Source organism: Sphingopyxis sp. H053, from assembly GCF_001468225.1.
Taxonomy (GTDB): Bacteria; Pseudomonadota; Alphaproteobacteria; order Sphingomonadales; family Sphingomonadaceae; genus Sphingopyxis.
In genome coordinates this window covers 223,326-243,574 of sequence record NZ_LNRU01000003.1, presented here as the reverse complement: position 1 = coordinate 243,574, position 20,249 = coordinate 223,326, and the positions used below count along the sequence as shown (strand labels likewise).

The 20,249-nt window shown below is 66.2% G+C and carries 12 protein-coding genes; 8 read left to right on the top strand and 4 right to left on the bottom strand.

Going from position 1 to position 20,249, the window contains the following annotated elements; translation table 11 throughout:
* Positions 1-171: 171 nt before the first annotated feature.
* From ATE70_RS06940 to ATE70_RS06905, 8 genes are read left to right on the top strand one after another with little or no spacing between them, the layout of a single operon-like run.
* Positions 172-2,817, top strand: a complete 2,646-nt coding sequence (locus ATE70_RS06940; RefSeq protein WP_058537212.1) for a TonB-dependent receptor domain-containing protein — start codon at positions 172-174, stop codon at positions 2,815-2,817.
* A 12-nt stretch (positions 2,818-2,829) separates the two neighbouring features.
* Positions 2,830-6,084, top strand: a complete 3,255-nt coding sequence (locus ATE70_RS06935; RefSeq protein WP_156419769.1) for an alpha-L-rhamnosidase — start codon at positions 2,830-2,832, stop codon at positions 6,082-6,084.
* The gene (locus ATE70_RS06930; RefSeq protein ID WP_058537210.1) at positions 6,084-7,547 is read left to right on the top strand and encodes a carboxylesterase/lipase family protein; all 1,464 of its coding nucleotides are present in this window, start codon (positions 6,084-6,086) and stop codon (positions 7,545-7,547) included. The genes ATE70_RS06935 and ATE70_RS06930 overlap by 1 nt, the downstream gene beginning before the upstream one ends.
* Positions 7,547-8,410 carry an alpha/beta hydrolase gene (locus ATE70_RS06925; protein WP_058537209.1) on the top strand — a complete coding sequence of 288 codons (864 nt, stop codon included), beginning with the start codon at positions 7,547-7,549 and terminating at the stop codon, positions 8,408-8,410. The genes ATE70_RS06930 and ATE70_RS06925 overlap by 1 nt, the downstream gene beginning before the upstream one ends.
* Entirely contained in the window at positions 8,407-10,005 is a 1,599-nt protein-coding gene (locus tag ATE70_RS06920; RefSeq protein WP_058537208.1) for a tannase/feruloyl esterase family alpha/beta hydrolase, read from the top strand. Before ATE70_RS06925 ends, ATE70_RS06920 begins: the two co-directional genes overlap by 4 nt.
* The gene (locus tag ATE70_RS06915; RefSeq protein ID WP_058537207.1) at positions 10,002-11,678 is read left to right on the top strand and encodes an AMP-binding protein; all 1,677 of its coding nucleotides are present in this window, start codon (positions 10,002-10,004) and stop codon (positions 11,676-11,678) included. The genes ATE70_RS06920 and ATE70_RS06915 overlap by 4 nt, the downstream gene beginning before the upstream one ends.
* The gene (locus tag ATE70_RS06910) at positions 11,675-11,998 is read left to right on the top strand and encodes a hypothetical protein (RefSeq protein ID WP_058537206.1); all 324 of its coding nucleotides are present in this window, start codon (positions 11,675-11,677) and stop codon (positions 11,996-11,998) included. The genes ATE70_RS06915 and ATE70_RS06910 overlap by 4 nt, the downstream gene beginning before the upstream one ends.
* Complete coding sequence (locus ATE70_RS06905; RefSeq protein ID WP_058537205.1) at positions 11,998-14,526, top strand: beta-glucosidase; 2,529 nt, start codon at positions 11,998-12,000, stop codon at positions 14,524-14,526. The genes ATE70_RS06910 and ATE70_RS06905 overlap by 1 nt, the downstream gene beginning before the upstream one ends.
* Positions 14,527-14,568: 42 nt before the next feature.
* Here ATE70_RS06905 and ATE70_RS06900 read toward each other — a convergent pair whose 3' ends face one another.
* From ATE70_RS06900 to ATE70_RS06885, 4 genes are read right to left on the bottom strand one after another with little or no spacing between them, the layout of a single operon-like run.
* Entirely contained in the window at positions 14,569-16,518 is a 1,950-nt protein-coding gene (locus ATE70_RS06900; RefSeq protein ID WP_058537204.1) for a serine hydrolase domain-containing protein, read from the bottom strand.
* 12 nt (positions 16,519-16,530) lie between these two features.
* Positions 16,531-18,015: a serine hydrolase domain-containing protein gene (locus ATE70_RS06895; protein WP_058799870.1), complete on the bottom strand. Its 1,485-nt coding sequence runs from the start codon at positions 18,013-18,015 to the stop codon at positions 16,531-16,533.
* A 35-nt stretch (positions 18,016-18,050) separates the two neighbouring features.
* Entirely contained in the window at positions 18,051-19,091 is a 1,041-nt protein-coding gene (locus ATE70_RS06890) for a DUF1611 domain-containing protein (RefSeq protein WP_058537202.1), read from the bottom strand.
* Entirely contained in the window at positions 19,091-20,239 is a 1,149-nt protein-coding gene (locus ATE70_RS06885) for a dipeptidase (RefSeq protein WP_058537201.1), read from the bottom strand. The genes ATE70_RS06890 and ATE70_RS06885 overlap by 1 nt, the downstream gene beginning before the upstream one ends.
* Positions 20,240-20,249: the final 10 nt, after the last annotated feature.

Genomic DNA, 20,249 nt, shown 5'->3' with positions numbered 1-20,249 from the left:
GGCGTTCGGGTTCGAATGATTGAATTTGATCGTTGACGTGATTGATAAAGACAAATAATGAGCAGTGATGCAGAAACGCTCATCGAAGCGTGGCATCGGAGGAACAAGATGGCCGGACAGGCACCTCCGTCAAAAGGGACAACTCGCGAGGGCGAGTGCAGGGAGGATGCGATGAAGGCGATGACGACGGCGGGTCTGGATTTTGCGGCGCGGCGGAACGCGTGGCGGCGGGGCATTTCGGTACTGGCGTGCGCGGGTACGCTGTTCGGCGCAGCGAGCGCCCATGCGCAGGAGGCCGATTCCGACGCTCCGGCCGATGCCGACATTGTCGTCACCGGCACCCTGCTGCGCGGCGTCGCGCCGGTCGGCACCAATGTCGTCGCGGTCAGCGAGGCCGATGTTGTCGCCTCGGGCGCCGCGTCGGCAAACGACCTGCTCGCCTCGATCCCGCAGGTTGGCAATTTCGGGACGATCCCGGCGGGGCTCGGCAATTTCGGCAACCCGATCGTGCGCCCCAATATCCGCAACCTCGGCAACAGCGGTGGTTCGACGACGCTCGTGCTCGTCGACGGCCACCGCATGGTCGGCGCGGGCATCCTGCAGACGAGCTTCGATCCCTCGGTCATCCCGCCCGACGTGATCAAGCGCGTCGATGTTATCCCCGACGGCGGTTCGTCGATCTATGGTTCCGACGCGATCGGTGGCGTGATCAACTTCATCACGCGCGATCGTTATGACGGCATCGGCGTCAACGCGCGCTATGGCTTTGCCAAAAATTACCAGACGATCGACGCGAGCGTCATCGCGGGCAAGGATTGGGGTTCGGGCTCGGCCTATATTTCCTATTCCTACGCCTGGCACGACGATCTGATCGGGCTCGACCGCGATTATGCGACCGCGAACCAGACCGACCGCGGCGGCGGCGATTTCCGCAGCACCGCCTGCGCGCTCGCCAACATCACCGTCGGCACGACGACCTATGCGCTTCCGGGCCGCGCGCCGGGGGTCAACCGCTGCGACCAGACCGATTATGCCGCCATCTATCCGCGCGAGGAACGCCACAGCGTCTTCGCCGGACTGACGCAGGATCTCAGCGATTCGGTCGCGTTCAAGCTGTCGGCCTATTGGTCGAAGCGCGACACGCTGCACCGCAGCGCGCAGAGCAGCATGAGCGGGACGATCACCGCCGCGAACCCCTTCTTCCGCCCGATCGGGACCGAGCTCGCGCACAGCGTCGCCTTCGCATTCGACGATGTCTTCGGGCCGAGCAACGACAGCCCGTCGAGCTTCACTTCCTATGGCATCACCCCCAGCTTCGATTTCGAACTCGGCGGCGGCTGGCAGCTGCGCACAATGGCCAACTTCGGACGCAGCGAGAATGAATCGACCGAGCGCTCGTTCAATTCGACCGCGGCGACGATCGCGCTCGCCGGCCGAACGACGGCCACCGCGCTCAACCCCTATAATCTCTCGGCGACGTCGCCCGCGGTGCTCGCGGCGATCGACGATTTCGTCAACTATGGCGAAGCGACGCAGGAGCTCGCCGAAGGGCGCGTCGTGCTCGACGGCCCGCTGTTCGCGATGCCCGGCGGCGACGTGCGTCTCGCGGTCGGCGGCGAATATCATTATGAGAATATCCGCTCGTTCACCGGCAGCGGCCCCGAAGCGGCGGTTACCGGCTCGAACGCCTATGCCGCGCGCAATGTGAAGTCGCTGTTCGGCGAATTGCTGATCCCGATCTTCGGCGCCGACAACCGCACGCCGGGTTTCTACAGCCTCGAGCTGTCGGGATCGGTCCGCTACGACGATTACAGCGACGTCGGCGGCACGACCAATCCCAAGATCGGCGTGACCTGGCGGCCGTTCGAGGCGCTGACGATCCGCGGCAATTACGGCACGTCGTTCCACGCGCCGAGCCTTGCCGACCTCGGCAATTCGGTCGACGCGCGCGTCCAGGTACTGCCGTTCAGCCCCTTCCGCGCGCCGAACAGCTCACCCTTCGACGCGCTGCGCCCGACGATCGCGATCGCCGGCGGCAATGCCAATCTGAAGCCCGAAACCGCCGACACCTGGTCGCTCGGCTTCGATCTCAAGCCCGCGGGGCTCGAAGGCTTCGTCGCCAGCGCGACCTATTTCAACGTGAAGTTCAAGGACGCGATCGCGGTGCCGCCGTTCACGTCGCCCTTGCTGTTCACGACGCCTGCCTATGCGGATTTCTTCATCCTCAACCCGACGCTCGCACAGGCGCAGGCGGCGGCGGGGAACCTCCGCGTCGACGGCGTGCCGAACCTCGCGACCCTGTTCGCGATCAGCTCGCCCTATGTGCTCTTCCTCGCGCAGCGTGCGAACCTCGGCGCGGTGAACGTCGATGGGATCGACTTCAACCTCGCCTATAATCGCCCTACCGGCTTCGGCTCGATCCATGCGAATTTCACCGGCAGCTATCTGCTCAATCGCGAGACGCAGGTGGTGCAGGGCGGCCCGGTCAACGACGATCTCAAGAACGGGACGGGCCGCTTCCTCTTTACCGCGGGGCTCGGCGCGACGGTCGGCGATTTCACCGCGCGCGCGTCGCTCAACCATCGCAGCGGCTATCCGATCATCGGCCTTCCGCCGCAGACGCGCATCGCGGCGTTCGATACGGTCGATCTCTTCTTCAGCTATGATCTGGGCGACATGCTCGCAAACACGCTGCTGACGCTGAACGTCGACAATGTCTTTGACCAGGATCCGCCTTACTTCAACAATGCGGCGGGCTATACCAATGGCAGCACGCTGGGCCGGCTCGTGTCGTTCGGTATCCGTACCAAATTTTAAGGGAGTAGGGTGTTGCCGCTGATCGGAAGTCTGCGAAGCCTGCTATTGGGCGTGCTCGCGGCGGCAGGTCTGGTGGCGACACCGCTCTATGCCGCCGATCAGGCGCCGGCGGAGCTGCGGACCGAATATGCCGCGGCGCCGCTGGGCCTCGACACCGCCGCGCCGCGTCTCGCGTGGCGGTCGCCGGTGGCGCGGCAGAGCGCATACCGCATCCGCGTCGCAACGTCGGAAGCCGGCCTCGAGCGCGCGCCGCTCTGGGACAGCGGTAAGGTCACCTCGGCGGACAATGTCCAGATCGCCTATGCCGGGCCTGCGCTCGCATCGCGCCAACGCTATTGGTGGCAGGTGCAGGTATGGGACGAGGGCGGCAATGCCACCGGATGGAGCATTCCCGCCTGGTGGGAAACGGGACTGCTCGGCGCGTCCGACTGGCAGGCCCAATGGATTTCGGGACCCGCACGGCGCGACCATGACTGGGGCGACCTGACGCTCGACGCCGATCTGACGCTGACCGGCAAGAGCGTCGACGTGCTGTTCCGCGCGCTGCCTAACGGCAAAACCTATGGCGACGCCTATGTCTGGACGCTCGCCGACGACAAGAACGGGCCCGAGCTGATCCAGACCGTCCGCCGCTATCCGGGCGGGATGAGTTCGGCGATCAAGATGGAGCGGCTGGGGCAGGTCAAGCTCACGGCGCCGCTGAAAGGACGACGCATCGCGCTGTCGATCCGCGCCGAGGGCGGGCATATCGTCACACGCATCGACGGCGCGGTTGTCGCGACGGTCGACAATGACGCGCACAAGCATGGCACGATAGGCTTTGCGGGCAAGGAGGCCGGCGCCGCTACAATTCACGCCGTCCGGGTATCGGGCACCCAAAGCCCCGCAGTCGCCTATGATTTCGCGGGCGGCGACAATCCCTTTTCCGGCGGCAGCGTGTCGAGGGACGGGCTCGTCGTCGCCAGCGGCGTTCCGGGGGTCGATCTCGTGCTTCCGATCGAAGCGCCCGCACCGCTCGTCCGGCGCGCCTTCCGTCTCGCCAAGCCGGTGGCCAGCGCACGGCTCTATTATGCGGGCGCGGGCATGCCGCGTCTGTCGGTCAACGGCAGTGTCGTCGGCTCGTCGCTCGGTGCGGGGTTCACCGCCTATGACAAGCGCGTTCTCGGTTATGCCCTCGACGTCACCAGCCTGCTGCGCCGCGGCGAGAATGTGCTCGGCGCCGAACTCGGGCGCGGCTGGTACGGGCTGACCGATCCGAACGAATGGTATTTCCACGCGGCGCCCTGGCACGCCGAACCCGCGCTCAAGGCGCAGCTCGAAGTCACCTACACCGACGGCACCCGCGAGACGATCGCGACCGACGGCAGCTGGCGTACCCTGTCCGGCCCGACGCTGGGTGACTCGGTCCATCGCGGCGAACGCTTTGACGCGCGACTGGTGCCGGCGGGCTGGGACCGCGCAGGCTTCCGCGACCGCAAATGGCAGGCTGCGCCGGTTGTTGCAGGACCGGCGGGGCAGCTTGTCGCCGCCAACTCCGAAGCGATCGAACCGGTCGAGAATATCGCCCCCGTGGCCGTCAAGGAAGTCGCCCCCGGCGTCCACGTCTATGACTTCGGCCGCATCGTCGCGGGCTGGCCGGTGCTCAAGGTCAGCGGTCCGCGCGGGCTCACCGTGTCGATGGTGGCGAGCGAGCGCGTCGCCGAGGACGGCAGGGTCGTCCCCGCCGCGGGCCTGATCGATGCGCAGCTCCAGACCGACCGCTACACGCTCGCGGGCAAGGGTGCCGAGCAATGGGAACCGCGCTTCGGCTACCGCGGCTTTCGCTATGTACAGGTCGACGGGTTCCCGGGCACACCGGGTGAGGGCGCGCTGACCGCCCGTATCGTCCATTCGGCGGTCGCGCACACCGGCAGCTTTGCGAGCGCCGATCCGCTGCTGAACCAGATCGATTTTGCTGCGATCGCGTCGATCCTCAACAATCTCCACGGCTTCCAGACCGACACGCCGACTTACGAGAAGAACGGCTGGAGCGGCGATGCGCAGGCGTCGGCAGGCGCCGCCGCACGCAGCCTCGACGTCGCGCGCGTGTGGACGAAGTGGCTTGCCGACTTCCGCGATGCGCAATCGGAAAAGGGTGAGGTGCCCGAGATCGCACCGACGACGCCCTTATACGGCTATGAGAATACCCCGGGGTGGAACGTGATCTGGGGGCCGACGACGCCTTGGGACGCCGCGGCGATGATCCTGCCGTGGGAGCTTTACACGACCTATGGCGACACGCGCATCCTTGCCGACAATCAGGACATGCAGCGCCGTCTCGTCGATTATACCGCGACCTTCATCAAGGCGCCCGATTTCCAGCGTTCGGCGGGGCTCTCCGAATGGGCGTCGGCGGGCGGGATGGATTACAGCAACTCGCGCGGCGGCGGGATCGACGCGGTGACCACGGCCTATTTCTTCCATCAGGCCGACCTGCTCGCCAAATCGTCGGCGATCGTCGGAAAGGCCGACGATGCGGCACGGTACACGAAGCTCGCCGAGGATATCCGCACCGCCTACAACGCGCGCTATTGGGACGCGAGGCGCGGCTGGTATCGGACCGTCGATGCCAAGGGCGCCGCGGGTCCGCCGACGCAGGTGCAGAATATCCTGCCGCTCGCGTTCGGCATGGTGCCGCCGGGCCGCGAACAGGGCGTCGCCGACACTATCGCGCGCGATGTCGACAAACAGGGGCTGCGCACCGGCGTCTATGGCGCGCGCTACCTGCTCGAAATCCTCAGCGATTATGGCCATGCGAACCTTGCGTACCGGGTCGCGACGCGCACCGACGAGCCGAGCTGGGGCTGGTGGATCAAGAACGGCCACAAGACGATGTTCGAGACGTGGAGCCTGAACAGCCGCTCGCGCGACCATCACTATTTCGCCTCGATCGCCGACTGGATGCGCCAGCGGCTCGCCGGGCTGCGGCCGGGCGCGCCGGGGTATAAGGTCGTGCTGGTCAAGCCCGCGATCCCCGATGGCCTTGCGAGCGCCGAAGCTGCGATGGACACCGCCCACGGTCGCGCCTTTTCGGGCTGGAAGGTCGATGCGGGCAAGCTGACGCTGACCGCCGAAGTGCCAGCGAACACGACGGGCGAGATCTGGGTGCCCACGCGCTTCGGAACCGTGGTTCCGCCTGCGGGCGCCCAGCGGCTGCGTGAGGACAAGGGCTATTCTCTATACCGTACCGGCCCCGGCCGTTTCACCTTCACCACCGGAGGCAAATAATGATCCGCGGCATATTGGTTTCGGCTGCACTTTTGGCTTCGCCGGTCGCTGCGCAGCAGGTGGCGATCGATGGTGGCGCCGTGGTGGGTGCGACTACCGAAGGCGTCGCGGCGTTCCAGGGCATTCCTTATGCCGCCCCGCCGGTTGGCGCCCTTCGCTGGAGCGCACCCGCGCCGGTCCAGCCGTGGAGCACACCGCGCGAGGTGGCGAGCTACGGCCCTGACTGCATGCAAAATCCGCTGCCGGGCATTCAACCCGGGTCGCGGCCGATGAGCGAGGATTGCCTGACGCTCAACGTCTGGACGCCGAAACCCGTCAAGGGCGCAAAGCTGCCGGTGATGGTCTGGATTCATGGCGGCGGCTTCGTCGGCGGATCGGGCACGCTGCCTGAAACCGACGGCAGCCTGCTCGCGAAGCGCGACGTCGTGATCGTCAGCTTCAACTACCGCCTCGGCCGCTTCGGCTTTTTTGCGCATCCCGCGCTGGGGCAGGACGGAAACTGGGGGCTGATGGACCAGATCGCTGCGCTCAAATGGGTTCAGCGCAACATCGCGGCATTCGGCGGCGATCCGGCGAAGGTCACGATCTTCGGTGAAAGCGCGGGCGGGGAGTCGGTGTCGCGCCTGATGGCGTCGCCCGCTGCAAAAGGCTTGTTCGCGCGCGCGATCGTCGCGTCGGGAGGCGGCCGCGACGACTGGCCGACGCTGGTTGATGCACAAGCGAAAGGGCAGGCATTCGGCACGCGGGCGGGCGCCGTGGACGCTGCAGCGTTACGCGCGCTGCCCGCCGACAAGGTTCTCGGCAGCCTCGCTCTGATGAGCAAGGAAGAGGATCGCTATTCGGGGCCGATGACCGACGGGACGATCGTTCCCGCAGGTGCTGAGACCATCTTCGCCGAGGGCAAGCAGGCGCGCATCCCCTATATCATCGGCAGCAACGACGACGAACTCGGCTTCATCCCCGCGCCGTTCCGCGCAATGGTCAACGGCCCGGTCGAAAAGGCGCTGGGTGCTGCTGCCGCAACCGTAAAGGCGGCTTATCCAAGCGAAGACGAGGCAAACCGGCGGCTGGGCGGCGACGCGATCTTCGCCGAACCCGCGCTCGCCTTTGGTCTGCTGCAGGCCCGCGCCGGGGTGCCGACCTTCCTCTATCGTTTCGGCTATGTCGCCGAGGGCCAGCGCGAACCCGATGTCGGCGCGGTGCATGCGTCGGATGTCGCCTTCCAGTTCGGCAACCTGCCCGCCGATGCCACCGCCGCCGACCATGCGGCGGCGAAGCAGCTCGGCGATTACTGGACCAATTTCGCGAAGACCGGCGATCCGAACGGCAGCGGGCTGCCCAATTGGTCGCGGCTCAATCCCGCGGCGCCGCAACTGCTGTCGATGGGGATCGAGACAACCGTAATGGCGCCGGCAACCACGCCCGCGCTGACCGCCATCGCCGCCGCACGGGACGGAAAATAATGAAAGTCATGACCATGCGCCTCTCCGCCGCCATCGCCGGTGCGCTTGCCATCGTCGCAATCCCCGCCTGCGCGTGGGAGGTGATCCGTCTGTCGTCGGACCCGGTGCCCGCGACCTCGAAGGAGGTGCGCGAAACAGGGCCGTTCGGCACGATCGTGCGCAACGTGTCCGACGCGACGCTCACCCCCTATGTCGCCGAAAAGCCCAACGGCACCGCGGTGATCGTCGCGCCCGGCGGCGGCTTTCACATGCTGTCGATTGACAATGAGGGCGAGGCGGTTGCCAAATGGCTGAACAGCCAGGGCGTCACCGCCTTCGTGCTCAAATATCGCCTGCTCGAAACCGGCGCCGATTTTCCGCTCCAGATGATGCGTTACCTCGCCAATCTCCCCTCCTTGCGCACCGCGGTCGAGCCGCTGCGCCCGCTCGCGACCGCCGACGGCGAGAATGCGGTGAAGTGGGTGCGCAAGAACGCCGTTCGCTATGGCATCAAGGCGAACCGAGTCGGGCTGATGGGCTTTTCGGCGGGCGGCGCGGTGACCGTGTGGACGCTGGCGGCGAACAAGCCCGCCAGCCGTCCCGATTTCGCGATCGCCATCTACCCCGGCCTGCTGCCCCACGCGATCGCGGTACCCAGGAAGGCGCCGCCGCTGTTCGTCGCGGCGGCGAAGGACGACAAGCTGGCGTATGCCGATAGCGTCCGCCTTGCGGCAGCGTGGAAGGGCGCGGGCGCGAGCAGCACGATCGTCACATACGAGAGCGGAGGCCATGGTTTCGGCATGAAGAAGAGCGGCAAACCGAGCGACGCGTGGACCGACGCGATGGCGACGTGGATGCGCGGCCAGGGACTGATCGGCAAATGAGGGCCGCATCATTCCTCCTGCTCGCTGGCGGATCGCTGCTCGCGGGCTGCACCGCGAACGAACCTGCACCGGCCCCCACGCCGGTCGCCCAAAAGGTCGGAAGCTGCGAAGCGCTGAACGGTCTTGCGCTGAAGGACGGCAAGGTCGATGCCGCGACCTCGCTTGCGGGCGGCGCGATGGTCAATTTGGAGGCCGGCAAACCCGGCCTTCCGGCCCCCGCCGCCTTCTGCCGCGTGCAGGCGACGCTGTCGCCGGTGCCCGGATCGTCGATCAAGGTCGAGGTGTGGTTGCCCGAACGCGCGGGCTGGAACGGCAAGCTGCTCGGTGCGGGCAATGGCGGCTTCGGCGCGAACATGCTGCTGCCCTCGCTGTTGATGCGCGGCGCGGTGCAGAAAGGCTATGCCGCGGTCGGCACCGACATGGGGCATGTCAGCGAGGCCGATGTCGACGCGAGCTGGGCGCTGAACGCGCCCGAAAAGATCCGCGACTATGGCTGGCGCGCCAATCATGTCGGCGCCGAGACCGCGAAACAGGTGATCGCGGCCTTTTATGAAAACCCGCTCGCCGCGAGCTATTTTCACGGCTGTTCGGACGGCGGGCGGCAGGCGCTGACCCTCGCGCAGCGTTACCCCGCCGATTATGACGCGATCATCGCGGGCGCTCCCGCAATGCCATGGACGCGCATGGCGAGCGCCTTCGCGAATAATGCGGTCGCAGCGAACAAACCCGGCGGCGACCTGTCCATGGCCAAGCTCAAGCTGCTCCAGACGGCATCGCTCGGCCAATGCGACGCGCTCGACGGCGTGAAGGACGGCGTGATCGACGATCCGCGCGTCTGTCACTTCGATCCCGCGCAGCTCGCGTGCAAGGGCGGCGATGGGGCCGATTGCCTGACGCCGGGCGAAGTCGCGACCGCGAAGCTGTTCTACGAGGGTGCGAAAAGCGCCGATGGCAAAAGCTTCTACCCGGGCTTCGCGCCGGGCGCCGAGGCCGAAGCCGGAACCTGGTCGCAATGGCTGACCGGCAAGACGTCGCAGCATGTAAAGTTCGGCACCGCCTTTTTCCGTTATTTCGTCCACGCCAATCCCGACTGGCAGCTCGCTGACTTCAATCTCGAGCGCGACTATGCGCTGGCGAAGACACGCGTCGGCGGCGATCTCGACGCCGACCGCACCGACCTCGGCGCCTTCTACAAGCGCGGCGGCAAGCTGATCCTGTACCACGGCTGGAACGACGCCGGGATTCCGGCGCAGAACACCGTCGATTATTATGAGCGTCTCGTCGCGGCGAACCCGAAGGCTGCATCGACCTCGGTGCGCCTGTTCATGGTTCCCGGCATGTCGCACTGTCTTGGCGGGCCGGGGCCAAACAACTTCGATCCGCTGGCGGCGCTCGACGGCTGGCGGCAGGGCGGTGCTGCGCCCGAACGGATCATCGCGACCAAATATGACAACGACCTGTTCGCCTATATCGGCCTCCCCGCAAAGGCAGGGCGGACGCGGCCGCTCTGTGCATTCCCCAAGGTCGCGAAATGGGACAGTAAGGGTTCGACCGACGATGCGGCGAGCTTTACATGCGAGGCACCCGGAAAATGACGAGCCATGTTCACGGAGCAACCGAACCCCCGTTGATCGAACACACAATCGGCGACGCGCTCGCGCTCGCCGCGGCGCGTTGGGGGACAAGCGACGCGCTCGTTTCGGTCACGCAGGGCATTCGCTGGAATTTCGCCGAACTGCTCGAACGATCCGACGCCTTCGCGGCGGGGCTGCTCGCGCTCGGTCTCAATCCCGGCGACCGGATCGGCATATGGGCGCCCAATTGCGTCGAATGGACGCTGACCCAGTTCGCCGCGGCGCGCGCCGGGCTGATCCTCGTCACGATCAATCCCGCCTATCGCCTCTCCGAAGTCGAATATACGATCAACAAGGTCGGGCTGTCGGCGCTGGTCGCGGCTACCAGCTTCAAGACGAGCGACTATCCGGCGATGATCGAAGAGCTCGCGCCCGAAGTTGCCGCGAGCACGCCGGGCGAGCTTCGCGCCGCGCGCCTGCCGACGCTGCGCTCGCTGATCTTGATCGGTGCGGACGCGCGTGCGGGCTGGCTGCGCTTCGACGATGCGGCGGGGCTGGCGACCGAAGCCGACCGCCAGCGCCTCGCCGCGATCGGGCCGACGCTCGACCCCAACGACGCGATCAACATCCAGTTCACCAGCGGCACCACCGGCCTGCCCAAGGGCGCGACGCTCAGCCATCGCAACATCCTCAACAACGGCTATTTCGTCGGCCGCACGCAGGGGCTGGGGCAGGGCGACCGCATCTGCATCCCGGTGCCGCTCTATCATTGCTTCGGCATGGTGATGGGCAACCTCGCCAGCATCACCCACGGCGCCGCGATGATCTATCCGTCGGAGGGTTTCGATCCCGATGCAGTGCTACGCGCGGTCGAGGCCGAACGCTGCACGGCGCTCTACGGCGTGCCGACGATGTTCATTGCGCTGCTCGCGCATCCCGATTTCGACAAATTCGACGTCTCGTCGCTGCGCACCGGCTGCATGGCGGGCGCGATCTGTCCCGAGCCGCTGATGCGGCAGGTGGTCGAACGGCTCAACATGCGCGACGTGACGATCGCCTATGGGATGACCGAAACCAGCCCGGTGAGTTTCCAGACCGCGCCCGACGATCCGTTCGAGCGCCGCGTCGGCTCGATCGGCCGCGTGCAGCCGCACCTCGAATGCAAGATCGTCGATGCGGGCGGCAACATCGTCCCCTCGGGCGAACCCGGCGAGCTCTGCACGCGCGGCTATTCGGTGATGATCGGCTATTGGGACGAGCCCGAACGCACCGCGGATTCGATCGACGCCGACGGCTGGATGCACTCGGGCGACCTCGCGACGATCGATGCCGAAGGTTATGGCAATATCGTCGGCCGCCTCAAGGATATGGTGATCCGCGGCGGCGAGAATATCTACCCGCGCGAGGTCGAGGATTATCTCTATCGCCACCCCGCGGTCGAGGACGTCGCGGTGGTCGGCATTCCCGACGAGCGCATGGGCGAAGAGCTGTGCGCATGGGTGCGTTTGAAGCCTGGGGCGGACGTCGGCGCGGACGATATACGCGAGTTCTGCCGCGGCCAGATCGCCCACTATAAAGTCCCGCGCTACGTGCGTATCGTCGGTGAATTCCCCACCACGGTGACGGGAAAAGTCCAGAAATATCTGATCAGAGAGGCGATGGTCGCCGATCTCGGAAAGGAAGAAGCACAATGAAAACTGCCATATTTGTTGCGGCGCTGATGGCCGCCGCCCCCGCTTTTGCCCAGGCGACCCCCGCGCCTGCGCCCGCAGCGCCCGCACCGGCTGCGCCAGCAAGCGACGCGAAATTCAACCTCGACACCCCGCTGCAGGACATCGTCGCCGACGAAAAGGGCAAGGCGGTGATCGAAAAGCATTTCCCCGGTATGATCGCATTGCCCGAATATGAGATGTTCAAGGCGATCAGCCTGACCCAGCTCCAGCCCTATTCGAACGGCAAGATCACCGACGAGATGCTCGCCGCGACCGCCAAGGATCTGGCGGAGATCAAGTGATGAAGAGCCGGACAGCCTATCTGGCGGCAAGTTTGCTGTCCTCCACGGTGGCGCTGTCCGGCGCACAGGCGCAGGATATGATCTACAAGGACAAATCGGCGCCGCTCGAAGCGCGCGTCGACGACCTGATGGCGCGGCTGACGCAGGACGAGAAAATCCTGCTGCTCGCGGGCGAATCGTCGATGACGCTGAACCCGATTCCACGGCTCGGCATCCCCTCGATCCGCATGACCGACGGGCCGACCGGGGTGCGCTCGCCCGAGGGCAAGCCCGCGACGGTCTTCCCCGTCGGCGTCGCGATGGCGGCGACGTGGAACCCCGATCTTACGGCGAAGGTCGGCGCGGCGATCGGCAAGGAAACGCTCGCGCATGGCGCCGACGTGCTGCTCGCGCCGACGGTCAACATCGTGCGCACCCCGCGCTGGGGCCGCAATTTCGAAACCTATTCCGAAGACCCTTATTTGGCGGGTCAGATCGGGCTCGGCTATGTGAAGGGTGCGCAAGGTGCGGGCATCGGCGTTTCGCTCAAGCATTTCGCCGCGAACAATCAGGAAACCAACCGCTTCATCGTCGACTCGGTGGTCGACCCGCGCACGCTGCGCGAAATCTACCTCCCGGCGTTCGAGACCGTGATCAAACAGGGCGATCCCTGGTCGGTGATGGCGGCGTACAACAAGATCAACGGCACCCACGCGGCCGAGAACCGCTGGCTGCTCACCGACCTGCTCAAGAGTGAATGGGGCTATAAAGGCTTTGTCGTCTCCGACTGGGGCGCGGTCCATTCGACCGCGACGACGGTCAATGCCGGCATGGATCTCGAAATGCCGGGGCCGCCGAACCATTTCGGGCCGAAGCTCAAGAAGGCGGTCGAGGAGGGCAAGGTCACGGCGGCGCAACTCGACGACAATGCGCGCCGTATGGTGCGGCTGATCGTGCGCAGCGGCGCGCTCGAACGCGGTGTCGCGCGTCCGGTCGCCGAACAGATGCCGCGCAATGCCGCGCTCGCGCAGAGCGCCGCCGAAGAGGCGATCGTCCTGCTCAAGAACAGCGGCGTCCTCCCTCTGCCGGCGTCGATCAAGTCGCTCGCTGTCATCGGCCCGAACGCCGACGTCGTACGCATCCAGGGCGGCGGCAGCTCGGCGGTGGTGCCGTTCGAGACGAGCACACCGCTCGCGGCGCTCAAGGCCGCCCTCCCGGGTGTGAGGATCGACTACGCGCGCGGCGTCGACAATGAAGAGACCCCGCCGGGCGCAAACGCCAAGCTGTTCAGCCCCGGCAACGACCGCAGCGTCACCGGCCTCGCGGCGACCTATTACGCCAACGCCGATATGAGCGGCGAGCCGGTGAAGCGCGAAACCGCGACAAGTTTTCTCAAGCGGATCAGCGGCAATATCGCCGGACCGCAGGTGACGGGTTATGCGGCGTTCCGCTGGGAAGGGCTGTTCTGGCCCGACAAGAGCGGCACCTATGAATTCAGCACGCGCGGCACCGGCAATGCGACGATCACGCTCGACGGCAAGACCGTGCTGTCGAAATCAAGCGCGTCGAAGCCCGATATCCGCGACGTGCTCGGCTTCCCGATCCCGCGCCGGACGGTGTCGGTCCAACTCGAAGCGGGGCGGAGCTATCCGATCCGGCTCGATTATGTGAACGGCCAGACACCCTATGAATATCTGAGCTTCGGCATTCGCGAGCCGCTGCCCTCGTTCGACGAGGCAGTTGCGGCGGCGCGCGGCGCGGATGCCGCGCTGGTGTTCGTCGGCTCCTCCTCGACGACCGAGGGCGAGGGCTATGACCGCACCTCGCTCGACCTGCCGGGTGAGCAGAACAAGCTCGTCGACGCGATCATCGCCGCCAATCCGAAAACCGCGGTCGTCGTCAACGCCGGCGCCGCGATGACGATGCCCTGGTCCGGCAAGGCACCGGCGATCGTCGACATGTGGTTGCCGGGCGAGGGCGGCGCGGCGGCGCTCGCGAACGTGCTGACGGGCAAGGTCAATCCGTCGGGCAAGCTGCCCGTCACCTTCCCGGCGCGGACCGAGGACGATATGATCAACCTCAAGGGCGCCAAGACGCCCTATTCCGAACGGCTGCTCGTCGGCTACCGCGGCTATGTCGCGAAGGGCGTGACGCCGCTTTTCGCCTTCGGCCACGGGCTCAGCTACAACAGCTTCGCCTATTCGGCGCTGTCGGCCCCCGCGCGCGCTAAGGGCGGCGACGCCGTTTCGGCGAAACTCACGCTGCGCAACACCGGCAAGCGCGCCGGCAAGGAAGTGGTGCAGATCTATGTCGCACCGCTCGCGCCCGGCGCCGGCGATCCGCCGATCGCGCTGCGCGGCTTTGCCAAGGTCGATCTCGCGCCCGGCGCCCGCCGGACGGTCAACGTGACGCTCGACCCCCGTGCCTTTTCGCAATTCGACGCCGAACGCGGCCAGTGGCGCGTCGTCCCCGGCCGTTACCGGATCATGGCCGGATCGTCCTCGGCCGATATTCGCCAGCAACGCGAGATCGACGTGACGGCCGATTGAGGAGATTTCCGCGGCCGGGCCATGCGGAAATCTCCCTGATGGTCAGTCCTCAACGTAGAGATATTGGGTCTGCTGGCCGTCGTTGATGTTCAGCGTGCGCTTGCCGTCCTTCGTCCCGACGAGTGCATCGACGCCGATATTGCCCGGGCCGACCGAGACGATCGACATGCTGCCGTCGGCGTTCTTGCGGGTGGCGATCGGTCCCTCGACGAAGCCCGCCTTGATCCATTTCTGGCCGTTCTTCTCGCTGACCGTGATCTGACCGACCGACGGATCGCGATAATGGCCTGCAAGATTGGCGAGCACCGCGGGATCGCCCGGATAGGTCAGCCGCTCGCGCTTCGCACTGGCCTGCGCCTTGATCCGCGTCGCCGCCGCGGTGATGTCGCGCGCCGCCTCGGGCTGGCCGTCATAGAGTATTTCGAGCAGGCGGCGGAGTGTCGGCGCCAGCATCGACGCGCCCGGATCGCTGTTGGTCAGGATCACCATGCCGACGCCCGACTCGGGAAGCGCAAACCAGGTGCTGTGATAGCCCAAAAGCGTCCCGCCATGGGTGACGACCTGCACCCCCGAAGCGTCGCGCTGGAACAGCCCCATGCCGTACCAGCTGTCGGGTCCGACCTGCACGCCCTTCTCGCGCCGCGCGAGCAGGTTGGTTTCGCTCACCACGCGCTTGCCGTCGAGCATGCCCTTGCCGAGTTCGAGCTGGACATAGCGGACCATGTCGGCGGTCGTGGAGAAGGCCGCGCCGGCAGGACGGTAAGGATAGGGCGACCAGTTGAAGTCGTTCGACATCAAAGTCACCTTGCCGTCGATGTCGAGGCCGTGCGGCGCCGCCCAGTTGCCCGCCATGCCCTCGGCATAATCGAAGCTGCTGTCCTTCATGCCGAGCGGCTTGAAGACCTTTTCTTCCATCGCGCGGTCATAGGCGGCGCCGAACTCCATCTTCGGATAGAGAATATGCCCGCCGACATAGCCCGCCGCCGAGGCGAGCTGATTGTTATACTGGAACAGGTCGCCGAACTTGCTGGTCGGCATCGTCGCGGCGAGCTGCTTGAAGGTGTCGGCGGCGGGCTGGCCCTTGTCGGCGAGGATGAAGCCGAAATCCTTGCGCGGCAGGCCGGTGCAGGCGCAGATCAGATGCTTGACGAGCACCGACTTGGTGACCTCGTCGTTGCCGAGCCGGAATTCGGGATAGAGGTCGACGACCTTCTCGTCCCATCGCAGCTTGCCCTCGTCGGCGAGCGTCGAGAGGAGTAGCGTGGTCATCCCCTTGGTGTTCGAGGCGATCATGAACTTGGTGTGCTCGTCGACCTTTTCGGGCGAGCCGAGCGCGCGGACGCCAAAGCCGCCCTGCCACAGCACTTTGCCGTCATCGATCAGCGCGAAGCCGACGCCGGGAACCTCAAGCTCCTGACGGCTCGCCTCGACAAAGTCGGTGAGCAGCTTGACGCGCTCGGGGGTGAGTTCGTGCGCGGTCTTGCCGGCGAAGCTTTCCTTCTGGAAACCCGCGGGGCGAAGCCCCTGCGAAACCACCGACATCGCGGCGGACCGCTTGGCGGCGGTGCCCGCCGACCCGTCGACGATCAGCACGGTCCAGGCACTGCCCTTGCGCAGCGCGGATGCGGAGCGCGCGGCGCGCTCGGTCGGCAGCGTTTCATAGGCGAAGCTCACGCGTTCGTCCCAGCCGTCGGCCGGGGGCGCGGCGGTGCTGGTGCGCTGCGTCGGCACGGCGCCCGGACGGATGACCGCCCACGCCTTGGCGGCCGCATCCGCGGCATCGGCGGCGGTTCCGATCTCGGCGACGACGATGCGCAGGTCACCTTCGGGCGAGGTGAAGACGAGCGCGGGGCCCTGCGTCGACGCGGTCCAGTCCTTGGGCTGGACATATTGCACGCCGCTGGCGAGCTTGCCGGGCGTATCGGCCGCGACGGTCTGCGCAAGGGCGGCGACGGGCGCGCAGGAGAGCGCGAGGGCGATCAACAGCTTCATGATGGCTTCTCCTCAGGGCTGAACGAAATGATAAAGAACATGCGGTTGCGACGTGAAGGACAGGCGCCAGCGCCCCTCGGCGCCATGGAATAGCAATTGCTCATAAGGGCCGCCGGCGCGGGCGCCGGTCGCCTGTTCGAACCGCATCGGGCCAATACGTTCCCAATAGCTGGTTTTCCCGTCGTTGGTGACGGTGACGGCATTCGGGCCCGCCCCGGCGATCTTCAGGTCGCGCTCGGGATCGGGCGCGCGCGCATAGTCGCGCCGGTTCACGCGATAGGCGCCGAGCGGCAATGTTTCGTTCGCGGGCGCAGCGACGCGCGGGGCTGGGGCGACGGGGAACAGCCGGCCGATGAGTGCCTCGGTCAGTTCGGTGCGCCCGCCATAGCTGCCCTCGCCGCCGGTTTCGGAGATGAAGAAGCCCAGCCCCGCCTCGGGCGCCAAAATCATATTCGAATGGAAATCGCCGGTGTTGCCGCCATGCCCGACCATGCGCGGGCCTTTCTCGCGGACGACGAAAAAGCCGTGCGCCATGCCGGGCAGGCCGGGGGCGTTGGCGACCGAATTGGTCATCAGATATTTGACCGAGGCGGGCTTCAGGATGCGCGCGTTGCCGAGCGCGCCGCCGTTCATCATCGCCATCATGAAGCGTGCCATGTCGGGCCCGCTGCTCGTTCCCGATCCCGCGGGCATCACCGGGCTGAACAGCTCGAACGGGTCGGCGACGAGCCGCCCGTCCTTGACCTGATAACCCGACGCCATGCGCGGCGCGAGCGCGGCGGGCAAAGGTTCGCGAAAGGTCGTCGCATTCATGCCGAGCGGCGCGAAGATGTGCTTTTCGACATAGTCGGGAAAGGCTTCGCCCGACACGCGCTCGACGATATAGCCCGCGAGAACCGAGCCATAGTTCGAATAGGAGGTCTCGGTCCCCGGGGCCCAATGGCGCACCGGAATATGTGTCTTCATCCATTCGACATAAGGCGTGATCTTGTCGGGCGTCGGCGCGGTCAGCCCGCCGACGTCGCTCATCCCGGGCGTGTGTGATAGCAGGTCACGCACGCGGATCGGCTTGCCTTCGAACTCGGGGATTTTGAAATCGAGATATTTGTTCACATCGGCGTCGAGATCGACGCGGCCCGCCTCGACCTGTTGCAGCAGCGCGCTCCAGGTGAACATCTTCGACACCGACCCCGGCCGGAACAAAGTCTGCTGCCCGTCGACCGCGATGCCCTTGTCGATATCGGCAAAGCCGTAACCGCGGGAGAAAAGGACCTTGTCGCGATAGACGACGGTGACCACCGCACCCGCGACCTCGCGCGTCGCGATCTGCTGCGCCATCACGCCATCGACGAAATCGGCGAGCCCGCTGATGCGGTCCTGCGGGATGCTGTAGCTGGTTTCGGCAGCGGCCTGCGCCACGGCGGCGGAGGGCAGGGCGATCGAGCCGAGAAGCGCGGCGGCGAATGCGGTGCGGCGCAGGGCCGGAAAACGGGTCATGCAAGTCTCCGTAAAATCGGTGGATATCGCGCCGGTCATGCGAGGCAGCTGTCGACGAGTGCGTCGAATGCGGGTCCGCCGCGGACCGGATCGGCGACCGGCAAGCCGAGCCGCACGCTCTCGCGCGCCATCAGCTCGGTTGCCGCCGCTTCGCCCAGCGCCGAGGTGTTGAAGGCAAAGCCTCCGCATCGGATCGCGGGATTGGTCCGCCGGCCGAGCAACATCGTGAGCTCGACGATCTCCTCGACGCTGGTCAGCGTATAGCCCGCGGTGCCGAGCATCTCGGTACGGCCGGGCTCGTGGCAGACGACGAAGACATCGGGCTGGCTGCCGTGGAGCAGGCCGAGCGACACCGCGGCATAGGATGGGTGGGTCAGCGCGCCCTGGCCCTCGATCACGTCCCAATGGCCCGCGGGCGCGTCGGGCGAGAGCAGTTCGGCCGCGCCCGCCTCGAAATCGGAAACGACGGCGTCCATCGCGATGCCGCCGCCCGCGATCATGATGCCCGTCTGGCCGCTCGCGCGGAAATCGCTGTCGATGCCGCGCGCCATGAAGGCGCGGGCCAGCGCCAGCGCGGTATATTTCTTGCCGAGCGCGCAGTCGGTGCCGACCGTCAGCAGCCGCTTGCCGCTGCGCTTGCGGCCCGTACCGACGGGGATCTGCGGCGGCGGCACACGCACGTCGATCAGCTGGCGGCCGAGCCGATGCGCGGCTTCGGCAAGTTCGGGGATGTCGGAAAGGCGCATGTGCATGCCCGCGATCAGGTCGAGCCCCGCCTCCAGCGCCTCGATCAGCGACGTGCGCCAGTTCGCGGGGATCACGCCGCCGAGGTTGGCGACACCGATCACCAGCGCCCGCGCGCCGCGCGCCCGTGCTTCGGCGGCGGTGAGCGCCTGCAGCCCGGTGGTGACCGTGGCGCCGGGCAGCCGCAGCTCGCCGACACATTTGTCGGGCGCCCAATCCTTCAGCCCGAAGGCGGTCTTTGCGAAACCCGGGATGGTCGTGTCACCGAGGAACAGCACATAGGGCTGCGGCAGGACGAGTGCGCCCGCGATGCGGTCGGTCATCGCGTTCATCAACCGCCCCACGTCGCGGTGAGCAGCCGCTGGAAATTGCCGCCGAGCACCGCGAGGATATTCGCGTCGGAATATTTGCGGCGCAGCAGTTCTTCGGTCAGGTCGAACATCTTGAGCGGGTGGTCGAACCCGTCGACGTCGATCTTCTCGCGAAAGGCGTAGCTGTCCTTATAGGCCCCGCGCAGCATCTTGTTCATTTCGGGCGAGGTGTCGTCATAGCCATAGAGGTCGGAATCGGTGCCGACGCCGACATGGTCGATCCCGACGAGCTTCACGACATGGTCGATATGGTCGACATAATTCACGATCGTCGTCGGATCGGTCTTGCTCACGAAGTTCCGCACCCCGGTGATGCCCATCACCCCGCCCTTGGCGGCGAGCGCCTTGATCGCCTCGTCGGTCTTGACGCGCGGATGATCGATCAGCGCGCGGCAATTGCTGTGCGTGATCGCGATCGGCTTGGGCGAAATCTCGATTGCATCCAGGGTGGTGCGGTCGCCGCTGTGCGACACATCGACCAGCATGCCGACCTCGTTCATCGCCTTGATGATCTCGACGCCGAAATCGCTGACGCCGCCATCGACACGCTCGGTCGATCCCGATCCGATGCGGTTCTGCGAATTATAGGTGAGCTGCGCACAGCGCTGGCCGATCTCGTAGAAGGTCTTGACGTCGGCGGGGCGGTTGAAATGGTCGGCGTTCTGCAATCCCATGATCACCGCGACCTTGCCGTCCTTCTTGGCGCGCAGGATGTCGGCGAACTTGTCGACCCCGGTGAAGACATGGCTGTTGCGCGCGACGAAATTGCCCCAGATCGCAAAGAAGCTGAGCGCCTGTTCCTTCGCCGTCGGGCCGCCGATGCCGACCGCGTGGTGGATGGCGTTGATGCCGCTGGCGCGAAAGTCTGCGGTTTCCTTTTCGCTCAGCGCCTTGGTGTAATAGCTGGGGTCGAAGTCGATCTTGATCGGCGCGAGCATGTCGACGACGACCGCGCGCTGGACCAGCTCGATCGCGCGCTTCGAATAGGCGCGGTTCGTCGCCGGATTGATCTGGAAATGCGCGCGCGCGACATAAGGCGCGGCGAGGGGAGTAGCGAGCGCCGCGCCCGCGGCGCAAATCGCCTGCCGTCGAGAAAATAGCATCATCATCCCCTGTCTA

Excerpts from the sequence above, each read along its gene's own strand:
- ATE70_RS06890 (WP_058537202.1), bottom strand. The coding sequence starts at position 19,091 with ATGAACGCGATGACCGACCGCATCGCGGGCGCACTCGTCCTGCCGCAG.
- ATE70_RS06915 (WP_058537207.1), top strand. The coding sequence starts at position 10,002 with ATGACGAGCCATGTTCACGGAGCAACCGAACCCCCGTTGATCGAACAC.
- ATE70_RS06885 (WP_058537201.1), bottom strand. The coding sequence starts at position 20,239 with ATGATGATGCTATTTTCTCGACGGCAGGCGATTTGCGCCGCGGGCGCG.
- ATE70_RS06920 (WP_058537208.1), top strand. The coding sequence starts at position 8,407 with ATGAGGGCCGCATCATTCCTCCTGCTCGCTGGCGGATCGCTGCTCGCG.
- ATE70_RS06910 (WP_058537206.1), top strand. The coding sequence starts at position 11,675 with ATGAAAACTGCCATATTTGTTGCGGCGCTGATGGCCGCCGCCCCCGCT.
- ATE70_RS06905 (WP_058537205.1), top strand. The coding sequence starts at position 11,998 with ATGAAGAGCCGGACAGCCTATCTGGCGGCAAGTTTGCTGTCCTCCACG.
- ATE70_RS06925 (WP_058537209.1), top strand. The coding sequence starts at position 7,547 with ATGAAAGTCATGACCATGCGCCTCTCCGCCGCCATCGCCGGTGCGCTT.
- ATE70_RS06930 (WP_058537210.1), top strand. The coding sequence starts at position 6,084 with ATGATCCGCGGCATATTGGTTTCGGCTGCACTTTTGGCTTCGCCGGTC.
- ATE70_RS06900 (WP_058537204.1), bottom strand. The coding sequence starts at position 16,518 with ATGAAGCTGTTGATCGCCCTCGCGCTCTCCTGCGCGCCCGTCGCCGCC.
- ATE70_RS06940 (WP_058537212.1), top strand. The coding sequence starts at position 172 with ATGAAGGCGATGACGACGGCGGGTCTGGATTTTGCGGCGCGGCGGAAC.
- ATE70_RS06895 (WP_058799870.1), bottom strand. The coding sequence starts at position 18,015 with ATGACCCGTTTTCCGGCCCTGCGCCGCACCGCATTCGCCGCCGCGCTT.